We start from the raw sequence: 14,816 nt of genomic DNA, 5'->3' as shown, positions 1-14,816 counted from the left end.
GGCACGGCCGGCGGCCCGGCCGGTCGTTCGTTCTCTCGGTGACCCGGTCGACTACTCGGCGGGCGGCGTGACGTGGCAGTCCTGGATGTCGTAGAGCTTCCACTCGCCCTCGACCTCGACGAAGGCGTCCAGGCGGAAGTGGGTGGCGTCGATGACGGTGTACGCGTCCTTGGAGCGGGTGCGCACGCCGACCTCGCCGATCACGTGGTCGCCGACGAACTCCAGGTGGCCGTCCTGCCAGCCCTCGGAGTAGGAGACGCCCATGGTGCCCATCGAGTCGACGTAGTACGACTCGAACTGCGCGTTCGGCGCGCTCCAGCCGATGATCCACTTGCCTTCGAGCTTGGGCGAGCCGTCGGGGTAGCTCGCCTTGAGGTCCATCTGGTAGTAGTGACCGCCCATGATCGGCCGGGTCACCGCCTCCATGCGCACGCCGGTGTCGAAGTGCGTGACCATCGTGCCGAGCAGGAAGTCGAGCTGGTGGAGCTGCTCCGGCGGGTCGTTGTTCTCCTTGACCGGCCGGGCCGTGGGCCGGTGGTTGTCGAGGTAGTCGTTGAGCTTCTCGTCGACCTCGGTGACCGGCGCCGGCGCGGCGTCGGTGGTGGTCTCGGTCATGGGGGCTCCCAATCGGTCGGTGGTGGTGGTCGGTCCGGTCAGGCGGCGGCCGCGGCGGCGAGCCTGTCGATCATCGCGGCGATGCTGCGGACGTTCTTGAGGTTCCTGGCGTTGATCTCCCGGGACGGCACCTTCACGCCCAGTTCGGTCCGGACGTGGGTGAGCAGGACCGCCGTGTGCAGGGAGTTGAGCACCCCCAGCTCCAGCAGCGGGGTGTTCTCGTCCAGCTCCCCGTGGGGGTCGCCGTCGAGGAAGCGCTCGCGCAGGAAGGCGGTGATCTTCTCCGCGGTCCCGGTGGCGGCGGCGTCCGCGCGCTCGTCGAGGCTCTCGCTAGCGGTCATGGGTCAGTCCTTCCGGTCGGGCGGCTGGAGCCCGCTGGCGAGCGCGCCGCGGTCGATCTTTCCGTTGCGGGTGCGCGGCAGCTCCGCGGTCAGGCGCAGCTCGTCGGCGAGCATGTAGCGCGGCAGGCGCTGGGCGCAGTGCCGGCGCAGTTCCAGGAGGCCGGGCCGGCGCTCGGGCCCCGGGACGACGAAGGCGGCCAGCCGGGCCTCCATGCCGCTGCCGACGACCAGCGCGGCGGCCTCCACGACGTCGGGGTGCGCGGTGAGCGCGGCCTCGACCTCGCCCAGCTCGATCCGGTGCCCGCGCACCTTCACCATGTGGTCGCGCCGGCCCACGTAGTCGAAGGAGCCGTCCGGCAGCACGGTGACCAGGTCGCCGGTGGGGTAGGGCCCCTGGTGGGCGGGGCGGCCCCAGTAGCCGAGCATCACGGTCGGGCCCTCGACGTACAGTTCGCCCTGCTCGCCCGGGCCGGCCGTCCCGCCGTCGTCCCGCCGGGCCCAGGCCCGGTCGCCGGAGCAGGCGGCGCCGATCGGGGCCGGGCGGTCGCGCCGCAGGTCCTCGGGCCCGACCTCGCGGTAGGTGCACACATTGGTCTCGGTGGGCCCGTACAGGTTGAGCAGCCGGGCGGGGGTCCAGCCGGCCAGCGCCTGGACGTGCGGGATCGGGAAGGGCTCGCCGGCGAACAGCACCGCGCGCAGCGCCGCCGGGGCGGGCGCGTCGAGCAGTCCGCCCTCGCGCATCATGAGGATCAGCGCGGACGGCACCGAGTACCACACGGTGATCGCGTACCGGTGCAGGAACTCCACCAACTGCTCAGGGGCGTAGGCGAGTTCGCTGGGCACCAGATGGACGGCCGCGCCCGCCGCGAAGGCCGCGTACAGGTCGAGCACCGACAGGTCGAAGTTGAACGGCGCGTGGTTGGAGAAGCGGTCCTCGGGGCCGGCGCCGAGCGTGTCGACCGCCCATTCCACGAAGGCGAGCGCGTTGCGGTGGCTGATGCACACGCCCTTCGGCGCGCCGGTCGAACCGGAGGTGTAGAGGATGTAGGCGAGGTCGTCCGGGCCCGTCGGCGTGTTGACCGGCTCCACGGCGTCCTGCCCGGCCGGCTCCGCCGCCGCCAGGTCCTGGCAGGCGATGGCGGCGGGCAGCCGCCCGGCCAGCTCGTCGAGCCGCTCGGCGGTGGTCAGCACGGCGGCCGCGGCGCAGTCCTCGGCCAGCGCGGCGACCCGCTCCAGCGGGGCCGAGCCGTCGGCCGGGACGTAGGCGGCGCCCAGGCGCAGCACCGCCTGCATCGCCACCACCACCTGCGCCGACTTGTCGGCCCAGAGCACCACCCGGTCGCCGCGCCCCACCCCGCGGGCGCGCAGCCGGTGGGCGAGCGCGTCGGCGGCGCGGTCCAGCTCCCGGTAGCCGAGGGTGGTGTCCGCGGTCACCACCGCGGGGCGCTCGGGGTGCTTGACCGCGGAGTCGATCACCAGCTGATGGAGTGTCATAGTCCCAACTGCTTCGCGATGAGCTCCCGCTGGATCTCGGTGGTGCCCGAGAACAGGGTGCTGGGGACGGTGTCGCGCAGCTGCTCCTCGGCGCCGCCGGCGAGGTAGCCGAGGCCGCCGTGGAGCTGGAGCGCGTCCAGGGAGTTGGCCACCGCGGCCTCGGAGACCGCGACCTTCGACCGGGCGACGGCGCTGACGTCGTCCTCGTCCTGGTCGAGCAGCCAGCAGGCCCGGTACAGCAGCAGCCTGGCCGCCTCCAGCCGCTGGTCCATCGCGGCGATCCGGTGGGAGACCGCCTGGAACCGGCCGATCGGCTGGCCGAACTGCTTGCGCTCGCCCGCCCACCGCACGCAGTCGGCGAGCTGACGGTCCATCAGTCCGAGGTAGATGCCGAACAGGCAGGCCCGCTCCCAGGCCATCGAGTGCTGGAAGATCGCCGCGCCCTGCCCCTCCTCGCCCAGCAGGTAGCGGGCCGGCACATGGCAGTTCTCGAACCGGATCCGCCCGGCCGGGCAGCCGGCCAGGCCCATCTTGGGCAGCGGCTCGCCCAGGGTGATCCCGGGCAGGTCGGCCGGCACCGCGAAGGCCGACTGGCCGAGGAACCCGGCCCTGGGGTCGGTGACGGCGTAGGTGACGACCAGGTCCGCGATCGGGGCGTTGCTGGCCCAGGACTTCTCGCCGTTCAGCAGGTAGCCGTCGCCGGTGGGCTCCGCCGTCACCGCGATGCCGCCGATGTCGGAGCCGGCCCCGTCCTCGGTCATCGCGTTGGAGGCGACCAGCTCGCCGCTCGCCAGCCCCCTGAGCAGCTCGTCCCGGACCTCCTCGGAGGCGAAGTCCCGGACCGGGACGGCGCAGGCCAGCAGGTGCGCGGCGACCGCGAAGGCCAGGCCGGTGTCCGGGCAGGCCCGGCCGAAGGCCTCCAGGGCCAGCGCGGTGTCGAGCGCGCCGAGCTCGCCGCCGCCCGCCTCGGCGGGCAGGCACAGACCGGTCAGCCCGAGCTTCCCCGCGGTCCTGAAGTCCGCCCGGGTCAGCTCCGGGTCGCCGGCCGGCCGCCGCCCGGCCCAGTGGGCGCCCACTTCCTGGAGGATGCGGTCGCAGCGCTCGCGCTGCGCCGTGGAGAGTCCAAAGTCCATAGCGATTTCGTGCCCTGTCGTCAGGAGTTGGTCCGTTGCCCCCGGATCGGGAACCGGTCGGAGGCGACCGGCGGGGTCCCCGCGGCGAGTCCGCGGGAGGCCGGTCGGAGAGCACAGGTGGGCAGCCCGCGCACCGCCGCGTTCGCGCTGCCCGCCGCCCTGGCCGGGACCACGCTAATCAGGGCCCGGAGGGGTGTCACCCCCTAGAAACCGACCCTGACTCGGACGCCGGCGGCGCCCCGGACCTGCCCCGCTAAGGGTCTCCCCTTAGCGCCGCCCGCCCCCTTGACCTCGCGGTTCTAGGGGTTCCGGGGGGCGGGACCTTCGGCCCAGGATGGTGCGACGACGCGTGGTGGAGCCCGTACCGGCGGACGGCCCGGCAGCGAGCGCGGCCCCGCGCCCCGGGCGCGGCCGGGCGACCCGGTGCACCGGGAGCCGGCGGACCGCACGGCGGTTCGCCTCGCCTTCCCCCGGCGTCATCGGGAACCGACTCGACCCAGAACCGCCGTCAAGTGCTGAGGAGTGGCCGGCATGCAACTGGGCATCGACACACACGCTTTCCTCGAAGGGAGACCGGCGGGACAACAGCCCGACTGGGACGACCGCGAGCGACTGCGGCTGGTGCGCGAGGAGCTCGCGACGTCCCCGGGGCTGGTGTCGCCCGCCGACACCGCCGGGCTCCGCGAGCTGCTCGCCGAGGTGGCGGCCGGGCGGGCCCACGTCGTCCAGGCCGGTGACTGCGCCGAGGACCCGGCGGAGTCCACCGCGGACTACGTGGCCCGCAAGACGGGCCTGCTCGACGTGCTGGCCGGCACCATGCGGATGCGCACCGACAAGCCCGTGGTGCGGGTGGGCCGGATCGCCGGGCAGTACACCAAGCCGCGCTCGCAGCCGACCGAGACCGTCGCGGGCGCGGAACTGCCCGTCTACCGCGGCCACATGGTCAACGGCCCGGAACCCGACCCGGTGCTGCGCCGGGCCGACCCGGGGCGGATGCTCGACTGCCACCGGGCCGCGACCCGGGTCCTCGGCCACCTGGGCTGGCTGGGCCCGGAGCGCGACTGGCGGCGGGCGCCGTACGTGTGGACCAGCCACGAGGCCCTGCTGCTGGACTGGGAGGTGCCGCTGCTGCGCCGCGACGACGAGGGGCGGCTCCACCTCTCCTCCACGCACTGGCCGTGGATCGGCAACCGCACCAACCGGCTCGACGGCGCCCATGTCGCGCTGCTGGCCGCCGTGACCAACCCGGTGGCCTGCAAGGTGGGCCCGGAGATGACGGCGCAGGAGCTGGTCGCGCTCTGCGCGGCGCTCGACCCCCACCGCGAGCCCGGCCGGCTCACCCTGATCTCCCGGATGGGCGCCCGGGCCGTGGCCGAGCGGCTGCCCGGGCTGGTGGACGCGGTGCGCGCCGCCGGGCACCCCGTCATCTGGCTGTGCGACCCGATGCACGGCAACACCGTCCGCACCCCCGAGGGGCTCAAGACCCGCTACGTGGAATCGGTGCTCTGGGAGGTCGAGCAGTTCCAGAGCGCGGTGACGGCGGCCAACGGCGTGGCGGGCGGCCTGCACCTGGAGGTCACCGCGGACGCGGTCACCGAGTGCGTGGCCGACGACTCGCACGCCGACCAGGTCGGCGAGAAGTACACCAGCCTGTGCGACCCCCGACTGAACCCCGCCCAGTCCGCCGCCGTGGTCGCGGCCTGGCGCTCCTAGCCGAGAGCCGCCGGCCGTTCCCGGAGACCCGGAAGAGGCCCACGCAGACCCAGAAGAGGAAGCAGGACCATGCCAGGGATACCTCCCATCACGCCGTACCCCATGCCGACGCGGGACGACCTGCCCGGGAACACCGTCGGATGGTCCGTCGACCCGGACCGGGCCGTACTGCTCATCCACGACATGCAGCGGTTCTTCCTGGCGGCGTTCCCGGCCGGCAGCCCCCGCACCGAACTGGTGGCCAACACCGCGCTGCTGCGCGAGCGGTGCGCCGGGCAGGGGATGCCGGTCGCCTACACCGCGCAGCCGGGCTCGATGACCGAGCAGGAGCGCGGGCTGCTGAACGACTTCTGGGGCCCGGGCATGACCCGGGAGGCGGCCGACCGCGAGGTGCACCCCCGGGTGGCGCCGGCGGCCGGCGACTGGCACCTCACCAAGTGGCGCTACAGCGCGTTCTTCCGCACCGACCTGCTGGAGCGCATGCGCGCCGAGGGCCGCGACCAGCTGGTCCTGTGCGGGGTGTACGCCCACGTCGGCGTCCTGACCACCGCCATCGAGGCCTACTCCCACGACATCCGGACCTTCCTGGTCGCCGACGCGGTCGCCGACTTCTCCGAGTCCCACCACCGGATGGCCCTGGAGTACGCGGCCGGGCGCTGCGCCATGGTGGTCACCGCGGCGGAGGTCCTGGGCGCCCTCGACGGCGCCGGGCGGGAGCCGGCCGTGGCGACGGGAGGCCGGGCGTGACCACCCTCCCCGCCAGAGAACTGATCGGGCGGCTGCTCGCCGACCAGCCGCCGCCCTTCGCCCTGGTCCACCGGCCCGAGGCGACCGGCCCCGACCGGCTCGACCTGTTCACCGGCCCGGTCACCCGCTGCGACACCCTGGCCGGGCTGCCCGTCCCGGACGGACCGCCGGAACCCGGCCGGGCGGCCCACCAGGTGCTCGCGCTGATCCCCTACCGCCAGGTCGCCGAACGCGGCTACGAGTGCACCGACGACGACACCCCGCTGCTCGCCATGACGGTGCGCGAGCACGCCGTGCTGCCGGTCGCCGAGGTCCTCCCGCACATCCCCGACGTCCCGCTGCGGCTCGACGGCGGGCACTTCGACGTCGGCGACGACGAGTACGCGCGGATCGTGCGGACCGTCATCGACACCGAGATCGGCACCGGCGCCGGTGCCAACTTCGTGATCCGGCGGTCCTTCGTGGTCGACATCACCGACTACACCCCGGCCGCCGCGCTGGTCGTCTTCCGCCGCCTGATGGCACGCGAGTCCGGCGCCTACTGGACCTTCGTCGTGCACACCGGCGAGCGCACCCTGGTCGGCGCCACGCCCGAACGGCAGATCAGCGTGCACGGGGGCGTCGCCGTGATGAACCCCATCAGCGGCACCTACCGGTACCCGCCCTCAGGGCCCACCGCGGACGGCGTGAAGGAGTTCATCGCCGACCGCAAGGAGACCGAGGAGCTCTACATGGTGCTGGACGAGGAGCTCAAGATGATGGCCCGGATCTGCGACCGCGGCGGCCACGTCACGGGCCCCCACCTGCGGGAGATGGCCCGCCTCGCGCACACCGAGTACTTCATCACCGGCCGCACCGACCGGGACGCCAGGGACATCCTGCGCGAGACCATGTTCGCCCCCACCGTCACCGGCAGCCCGGTGGAGAGCGCCTGCCGGGTCATCCGCCGCCACGAGCCCGAGGGCCGCGGTTACTACAGCGGGGCGATCGCGCTCATCGGCCACGACGAACTCGGCCGCACCGCGCTCGACTCCGCGATCCTGATCCGCACCGCCGACATCGACCGCACCGGCCGGGCCAGGATCGGCACCGGCGCCACCCTGGTGCGCCACTCCGACCCCTACGGCGAGGTCGCCGAGACCCGGGCCAAGGCCGCCGGGCTGCTCGCCGTCCTCGGCGCGGGCACCAGCCTCGCCGACGACCCGGAGATCCGCGCCGCCCTGGCCGCCCGCAACACCGGCATCGCGCCGTTCTGGCTCACCCCCGGCGACGAACGGGACGGCGCCGAGCACGAACTGGCCGGCCGGACCGCGCTGGTGATCGACGCCGAGGACACCTTCACCGCGATGCTGCACCACCAGCTGGCCTCGCTCGGACTGGCCGTGACGGTCCGCCGGTTCGACGAGCCCTACAGCTTCGAGGGCCACGACCTGGTGGTGATGGGCCCCGGCCCCGGCGACCCCAACGACGACCGCAGCGCCAAGATCGCCCACCTGCGCCGCACCGTCCGGGACCTGCTGGAGGAGCGGCGGCCCTTCCTCGCCGTCTGCCTCAGCCACCAGACGCTCAGCCGCGAACTGGGCCTGGAGGTGGCCCGCTGCGCCGTGGTCAACCAGGGGCTCCAGCGCGAGATCGACCTCTTCGGGGACCGCGAGCGGGTCGGCTTCTACAACACCTTCGCCGCCGTCAGCGACAGCGACAAGGTCGACTGCCCGGGCGTCGGGACGATCGAGGTCAGCCGTGACGCCGCGACCGGCGAGGTGTACGCCCTGCGCGGGCCGCACTTCGCCTCCCTGCAGTTCCACGCCGAGTCCGTGCTGTCCCCCGGAGGCGTCCGGATCCTCGGCAACGCGGTCAGGGAACTGCTCCTGATCTAGCGGGGCCCTCGCCCTCCACCCCTCACCACCGCGCACCACCCACGAAAGGCTGGACTGATCCCGATGGCGGACGTCTCGAAGGCGGACGAGCAGAAGACCGTTGAGTACCTTCGGCGCGTGACCGCGGAGCTGCAGAAGACCCGCCGTCGCCTGAACGAGGTCGAGGCCGGTCTGCTGGAGCCGGTCGCGGTGGTGGGCATGGCCTGCCGCTACCCGGGCGGGGTGGGGTCGCCGGAGGAGCTGTGGGACCTGGTCGCCGAGGGCGTGGACGCCACCTCGGAGTTCCCGGCCGACCGCGGGTGGCCGGAGGACCTCTACGACCCGGACCCGGAGCGGTCCGGCAAGTCCTACGCCCGCCGCGGCGGCTTCCTGGAGGGCGCGGCCGGCTTCGACGCCGAGTTCTTCGGGATCTCGCCGCGCGAGGCGCTGGCCATGGACCCCCAGCAGCGGCTGCTGCTGGAGGTCTCCTGGGAGCTGATGGAGCGCGCCGGGCTGAAGGCCTCCGCGCTGCGCGGCAGCCGGACGGGCGTCTTCGTCGGGGCCGCGACCTCGACCTACGTCCCCGACCTGGAGCGGGTGCCGGAGGCGGTGGAGGGCTACACCCTCACCGGCAACCTCGCCAGTGTGCTGTCCGGCCGGGTGTCGTACTCCTTCGGGTTCGAGGGACCGGCGGTGACGGTCGACACCGCGTGCTCCTCCTCGCTGGTCGCCCTGCACCTCGCCGTCCAGGCGCTGCGCCAGGGCGAGTGCGAACTCGCGCTCGCCGGCGGCGTCACCCTGCTCGCCAGCCCCGCCCCCTTCGTCGAGTTCTCCCGGCAGCGCGGTCTCGCCCCCGACGGCCGCTGCAAGCCGTTCGCGGCCGGCGCGGACGGCACCGGCTGGGGCGAGGGCGTGGGCCTGCTGGCCCTCGAACGGCTGTCGGACGCCAAGCGGCTGGGCCACCGGGTGCTCGCCGTGGTGCGCGGCTCGGCGGTGAACCAGGACGGTGCGAGCAGCGGCCTGGCCGCGCCCAACGGCCCCTCGCAGCAGCGGGTGATCCGGGCTGCGCTGGCCAACGCGGGCCTGTCGGCGGCCGAGGTCGACGCGGTGGAGGCGCACGGCACGGGCACCAGGCTCGGTGACCCGATCGAGGCCCAGGCGCTGATCGCCGCCTACGGCCAGGACCGCGAGCGGCCGCTGCTCACCGGCTCGCTGAAGTCGAACATCGGGCACACCCAGTCCGCCTCCGGCGTCGGCGGTGTGATCAAGATGGTGATGGCCCTCCAGCAGGAGGAGCTGCCGCGCACCCTGAACGTGGACGAGCCGACCCCGTATGTGGACTGGTCGGCGGGCGCGGTGTCACTGCTGACCGAGCCGGTCGCCTGGCCGCGCGGCGAGCGGGCCCGGCGGGCCGGGATCTCCTCCTTCGGGGTGAGCGGCACCAACGCGCACGTGATCGTCGAGGAGGCCCCCGCCGAGGAGCCCCCGGCCGGGCCCGCGGACGCCGTCGCCCCGGCCGTGGCCGGAGCGCTGCCGCTGCTGCTCTCCGGCGGCAGCGCGGGCGGTCTGCGGAGCCAGGCAGCTCGGCTGCTGGAGTTCGCCGACGACCACTCCGAAGGCGAACTCGCGCCGCTCGCGCGGGCGTTGGCCGGACGTGACGGGCTGCGCCACCGGCTCGCCGTGATCGGTGGCGACCGGTCGGAGGTGCTGGCCGGCCTGTCGGGCTTCGCCGAGACGGGTGACCTGGCCGGTGGTGTGGTGGCCGGCCAGGTGGGCGCGGAGGCGGGGACGGCGTTCCTGTTCTCGGGTCAGGGTGCTCAGCGTCCGGGCATGGGCCGGGAGTTGTATGCGGCGGCGCCGGTGTTCGCGGCGGCGCTGGACGAGGCGTGCGCGCATCTGGACGGGTTGCTGGGGCGTTCGCTGCGTGAGGTGATGTTCGCCGGGGAGGGGTCGGCGGAGGCGGCGCTGCTGGACCGGACGGTGTTCACGCAGGCGGCGTTGTTCGCGTTCGAGGTGGCGCTGTTCCGGCTGGTGGAGTCCTGCGGGTTGCGGCCGGACGTGCTGGTGGGGCACTCGATCGGTGAGCTGGCGGCGGCGCATGTGGCGGGTGTGCTGGATCTGGGGGACGCGTGCGCGCTGGTCGCTGCGCGTGGCCGGCTGATGGAGGCGCTGCCGGAGGGCGGCGGCATGCTGTCCGTGGAGGCCCCGGAGGCGGAGGTCGTGGCGCGCCTCGCGGCCTTCGGGGGCCGCGCCGAGGTCGCGGCGGTCAACGGCCCGACCGCGACGGTGGTGTCCGGTGACCTGGGCGCGTTGGCGGAGCTGGCGGCGTCGTGGGGGAGTGAGGGGGTGCGGACGAAGGAGTTGCGGGTTTCGCACGCGTTCCACTCCTTCCGGATGGAGCCGATGCTGGAGGAGTTCCGCGCCGTCGCCTCCGGCCTGACGTTCAAGCAGCCCGCTCTGGCGTTGGTGTCGACGGTCGAGGGCCGCAGTGTCGGTGCGGAGCGGTGGTGCTCGGCGGAGTACTGGGTGGAGCAGGTGCGCCGTCCGGTGCGTTTTGCCGATGCGGTGCGGTTCGCGCGCGAGCAGGTCGGGGTCGGAGCGTTCGTCGAGGTCGGTCCGCGTGGTGTGCTGACGGCGATGGCGGCGCAGAGCCTGTCGGGTGAGGGCGTGGCCCTGGTGCCGCTGACCCGCACGGACCGTCCGGAGGCGCGGTCGCTGCTGACGGGGCTGGCCCAGGCCTGGGTCAACGGCCTGGACGTGGACTGGACGCGGGTGCTGGGCACGGGTGGCCCGCTGCCCGAGCTGCCGACCTACGCATTCGACCACACCCGCTACTGGCTCGACCGCACCACCCACCGTGGCGGCGACCTCGCCGGGGTGGGCCTGGCCGGCGTCGAGCACGGCCTGGTCGCGGTCGCGGCCGAACTGGCCTCCTCCGGTTCGCTGATGCTGTCCGGCCGGCTGTCCCGGACGGCCCAGCCCTGGCTCGCCGACCACACCGCGGCCGGCCGGGCGCTGCTCCCGGACACCGCCTTCGTGGACCTGGTGCTCCAGGCGGGCGAGCGGACCGGCTGCGGCCGGATCACGGAACTCGCCGTCCAGGCACCGCTGCTGATCCCCGCCACCGGCGGCGTCGACCTCCAGGTCGTGGTCGGGGCCCCCGACGCCGACGGCCGCCGCCAGGCCGGGGTGTACTCCCGCCCGCAGGGCGAGGACGGGCCCGGCGGCATCTGGACCCGCCACGCGCAGGCCACCGTCGAACCCGAGCAGGCGCGCCCGCGCGCCGAGGACGCGGACTTCGCCCCGCTGCGGGACTGGCCGCCCACGGACGCCGCACCGGTCGCGGTGACCGACGCCTACGAGACCTTCGCCGCCGCCGGCCACGGCCACGGCCCCGCCTTCCAGGGGCTGACCGCCCTCTGGCGCGGCGCCGACGGCGAGCTGTACGCCGAGGTCGCGCTGCCGGAGCCGGTGACCGGCGACGCCGACCGGTTCGTCCTGCACCCCGCCCTGCTGGACGCCGCCCTGCACGCCCAGCGGCTCGACGACGCCTTCGCCGAGGGCCTGCCCTACTCCTGGCAGGGCGTCTCGCTGTTCGCCACCGGCGCCGGCGCCCTGCGGGTGCGGCTGCGCGCCACCGGCGAGGACACCCTGCGGCTCAGCGCGGCCGACGCGGCCGGCGAGCCGGTGCTGCTGGCCGAGGAGGTGCGGCTGCGCCCGCTGGACCTCGGCCGCCTCGCCGCCGACGGCGCGGCGCCGGACACCCTGTTCACGGTGGAGTGGATCCCGGCCGACGTCGAGCCCGCCGCCGAGCCGCCGTCGGTCGCGGTGCTCGGCCCGGTCCCGCCGTCCGGCCACGGCGAGCTGCCCGGCGCCCGCCGCCACCCGGACGTCGCAGCCCTGGCGGCCACCCTCGACGCCGGCGCCGAGGTGCCCGCCTACGGCTTGCTGACCTGCGGCACCGCCGCCGACGAGGCCGACCCCGCCGGGGCCGCCCGCCGGCTGGCCGTTGCGCTGCTGGGCACCGTCCAGGACTGGCTGGCCGAGCCCCGGCTGGAGCACGTCCCGCTGATCGTCGCCACCCGTGGCGCCGTTCCCGCCGACCCCGCAGCCGCGGACGGCCCGGCGTCCGTCGAGGACCTCGCCGCCGCCACGGCCTGGGGCCTGGTCCGGGGCGCGCAGAGCGAGTACCCCGACCGCTTCGTCCTGCTGGACACCGACCCGGCGTCCGGCACTCCCGACTGGCCGGACCTGCTGGCCCGGGTGGCCGCCACCGACGAGCCCCAACTCGCCCAGCGCGACGGCGCGCTGCTGATCCCCCGGGCGGCGCGGACCCGGTCCGCCGCCCCCGGCACCGACGGCCTCGACACCGACGGCACGGCCCTGATCACCGGGGCGACCTCCCGCCAGGGCCGGCTGCTGACCCGCCACCTGGTGGAGCGGCACCAGCTGCGCCACCTGGTGCTCACCACCGGCCCCGGCGCCGACCCCGCCATGGACGGGCTGCGCGACGAACTGGCCGGGCTGGGCGCGGAGGTCACCGTCGCCGCCTGCGACCTGACCGACCGGGCCGCGCTCGCCGAGGTACTGGCCGGCGTCCCCGAGGCGCACCCGCTCACCACGGTGGTGCACGCCGCCGGCGTTCCGGACAGCGCGATGCTGGAGACGCTCACCGGGCCGCAGCTCGACGCGGCGCTCGACGGCTGGCTCACCGGCGCCGTCCACCTGGACGCGCTGACCCGCGACCTCCCGCTCTCCGCGTTCGTCCTGTCCGCCTCGGCCGCCGGTGTCTTCGGCGGCGCGGGCTACGCCGGACTCGCCGCGGCGAGCGCCTTCCTGGACGGCCTCGCCCACCGCCGCCGCGGCCGGGGACAGCACGCGCTCTGCGTCGCCTGGGGCGCCTGGACCACCGCCGAGGACGCGCGGCCCGCCGAGGCCGAGCCGGCCAGGGCGACCCGCGACGGCGCCGTCCCGCTCACCGCCGAGGAGGGCCTCGCCGTCCTCGACGCCGCGCTGACCCTGGACGCGGCGACCGTCGTCGGCACCCGGGTCGACACCTCCGTGCTGCGCGAGCGCGCCATGGCCGGCGTGCTCTCCCCGATGTGGCGGGCGCTGGTCCGCGGCTCCGCCAAGCGGGTCGCGGCGGCCGGCGACGGAGCCGGCCGCTCGCTGGCGCGCCGGCTGGTCGCCCTGCCCAAGGCCGACCGGACCCGGTTCGTCCTGGACCTGGTGCGCGGTCACGCCGCCACGGTGCTCGGCCACGACTCGGCCGCGCGCGTCGACGAGTCGCTGCGCTTCATGGAGGCCGGCGTCGACTCGCTGAGCGCCGTGGAGCTGCGCAACCGGCTCTCCGCCGCCACCGGCCTCCAGCTGCCCACCACCCTGATCTTCGACTACCCGACCCCGGCCGACCTCGCCCGCTTCGTCGAGGAGCAGGTGCTGGGCTCCGACCGGGATCCGGCGCCGCAGACGCCGTCCAGCACGGTCCTGGCCAACGACCCGATCGCGGTGGTCGGGATGGCCTGCCGCTACCCCGGCGGGGTGGGCTCGCCCGAGGAGCTGTGGCGGATGGTCGCCGAGGGCGTCGACGCGACCTCGGAGTTCCCGGTGGACCGGGGCTGGCCGGAGGACCTGTACGACCCGGACCCGGAGAAGTCGTGGAAGTCGTACACGCGCCGGGGCGGGTTCCTGGAGGACGTGGCGGGCTTCGACGCGGAGTTCTTCGGGATCTCGCCGCGCGAGGCGCTGGCGATGGACCCGCAGCAGCGCCTGGTGCTGGAGGCGTCCTGGGAGGCGCTGGAGCGCGCCGGGCTCGACCCCCTCGGGATGAAGGGGCACCGCACCGGCGTCTTCATGGGCGCCGGGCCGTCCTCCTACGTCTGCGACATGCCCGATGTGCCGGACCACCTGGAGGGCTACGCCTTCACCGGCAACAGCGCCGCCGTGCTGTCCGGCCGGGTGTCGTACTCCTTCGGGTTCGAGGGCCCGGCGGTGACGGTCGACACGGCGTGCTCCTCCTCGCTGGTCGCGCTGCACCTGGCCGTCCAGTCCCTGCGCCAGGGCGAGTGCGAACTCGCGCTCGCCGGCGGCGTCACGGTGCTGTCCCGGCCGGGCGCGTTCACCGAGTTCTCCCGGCAGCGCGCGCTGGCGGCGGACGGCCGCTGCAAGTCGTTCGCCGCGGGCGCGGACGGCACGACCTGGGCCGAGGGCGTGGGCCTGATCGCCCTCGAACGGCTCTCGGACGCGCGGCGGTTGGGCCACCGGGTGCTGGGCGTGGTGCGGGGAAGCGCGATCAACCAGGACGGCGCCAGCAGCGGCCTCACCGCGCCGAACGGTCCCTCGCAGCAGCGGGTGATCCGGGCGGCGCTGGCGGACGCGGGCCTCTCGGCCCGGGACGTCGACGCCGTCGAGGCGCACGGCACCGGCACCAAGCTGGGCGACCCGATCGAGGCGCAGGCGCTGATCGCGACCTACGGGCAGGAGCGGGAGCAGGAGCGCCCGCTCTGGCTGGGGTCCATGAAGTCCAACATCGGCCACTCGGTCGCGGCGGCCGGTGTCGGCGGCGTCATCAAGATGGTGATGGCGTTGCAGCAGGAGGAGCTGCCGCGCACCCTGAACGTGGACGAGCCGACCCCGTTCGTGGACTGGTCTGCGGGGTCGGTGTCGCTGCTGACCGAGCCGGTCGCGTGGCCGCGCGGTGAGCGCACGCGGCGGGCCGGTGTGTCGTCCTTCGGGGCGAGTGGCACCAATGCGCACGTGATCGTGGAGGAGGCTCCGGAGTTCGAGTCTCCTGTCGAGGTGTCGGCTGATGAGCCGGACGCCGGGGTGACGGCGTGGTTGGTGTCGGGTGGCAGTGCGGGTGGTCTGCGGGCGCAGGCCGGGCGGTTGGCGGAGTTCGCCGCCTCGGGTGTCGAGGC

At 74.8% G+C, this 14,816-nt stretch carries 8 protein-coding genes; 4 read left to right on the top strand and 4 right to left on the bottom strand.

The window, feature by feature from the left end:
• Positions 1 to 51: 51 nt before the first annotated feature.
• The 4 genes from ACFU74_RS30325 to ACFU74_RS30310 are packed head-to-tail and all read right to left on the bottom strand — an operon-like array spanning position 52 to position 3,583.
• Positions 52 to 615, bottom strand: coding sequence for a DUF1579 family protein (locus ACFU74_RS30325; RefSeq protein WP_380762449.1), 564 nt, complete (start codon positions 613 to 615; stop codon positions 52 to 54).
• Positions 616 to 653: 38 nt separating this feature from the next.
• On the bottom strand, positions 654 to 956 hold the full coding sequence (locus tag ACFU74_RS30320; RefSeq protein ID WP_380762447.1) for an acyl carrier protein: 303 nt from the start codon (positions 954 to 956) through the stop codon (positions 654 to 656).
• A 3-nt stretch (positions 957 to 959) separates the two neighbouring features.
• Positions 960 to 2,450, bottom strand: a complete 1,491-nt coding sequence (locus ACFU74_RS30315) for an amino acid adenylation domain-containing protein (RefSeq protein ID WP_380762445.1) — start codon at positions 2,448 to 2,450, stop codon at positions 960 to 962.
• The gene (locus tag ACFU74_RS30310) at positions 2,447 to 3,583 is read right to left on the bottom strand and encodes an acyl-CoA dehydrogenase family protein (protein WP_380762443.1); all 1,137 of its coding nucleotides are present in this window, start codon (positions 3,581 to 3,583) and stop codon (positions 2,447 to 2,449) included. Before ACFU74_RS30310 ends, ACFU74_RS30315 begins: the two co-directional genes overlap by 4 nt.
• Positions 3,584 to 4,114: 531 nt before the next feature.
• Here ACFU74_RS30310 and ACFU74_RS30305 point away from each other — a divergent pair.
• The 4 genes from ACFU74_RS30305 to ACFU74_RS30290 all read left to right on the top strand — a co-directional run.
• The gene (locus ACFU74_RS30305) at positions 4,115 to 5,296 is read left to right on the top strand and encodes a 3-deoxy-7-phosphoheptulonate synthase (RefSeq protein ID WP_380762441.1); all 1,182 of its coding nucleotides are present in this window, start codon (positions 4,115 to 4,117) and stop codon (positions 5,294 to 5,296) included.
• A 69-nt stretch (positions 5,297 to 5,365) separates the two neighbouring features.
• Positions 5,366 to 6,043: an isochorismatase family protein gene (locus ACFU74_RS30300; protein WP_380762439.1), complete on the top strand. Its 678-nt coding sequence runs from the start codon at positions 5,366 to 5,368 to the stop codon at positions 6,041 to 6,043.
• Positions 6,040 to 7,920, top strand: a complete 1,881-nt coding sequence (locus ACFU74_RS30295; RefSeq protein WP_380762437.1) for an anthranilate synthase family protein — start codon at positions 6,040 to 6,042, stop codon at positions 7,918 to 7,920. Before ACFU74_RS30300 ends, ACFU74_RS30295 begins: the two co-directional genes overlap by 4 nt.
• A gap of 117 nt (positions 7,921 to 8,037) precedes the next feature.
• Positions 8,038 to 14,816: type I polyketide synthase (locus ACFU74_RS30290; RefSeq protein WP_380762435.1), on the top strand; the 6,779-nt coding region annotated here is incomplete at its 3' end.

The sequence above is a fragment of the Kitasatospora sp. NPDC057500 genome (assembly GCF_042802195.1).
Taxonomy (GTDB): Bacteria; Actinomycetota; Actinomycetes; order Streptomycetales; family Streptomycetaceae; genus Kitasatospora.
This window is presented reverse-complemented; position numbering and strand designations above follow the sequence as displayed.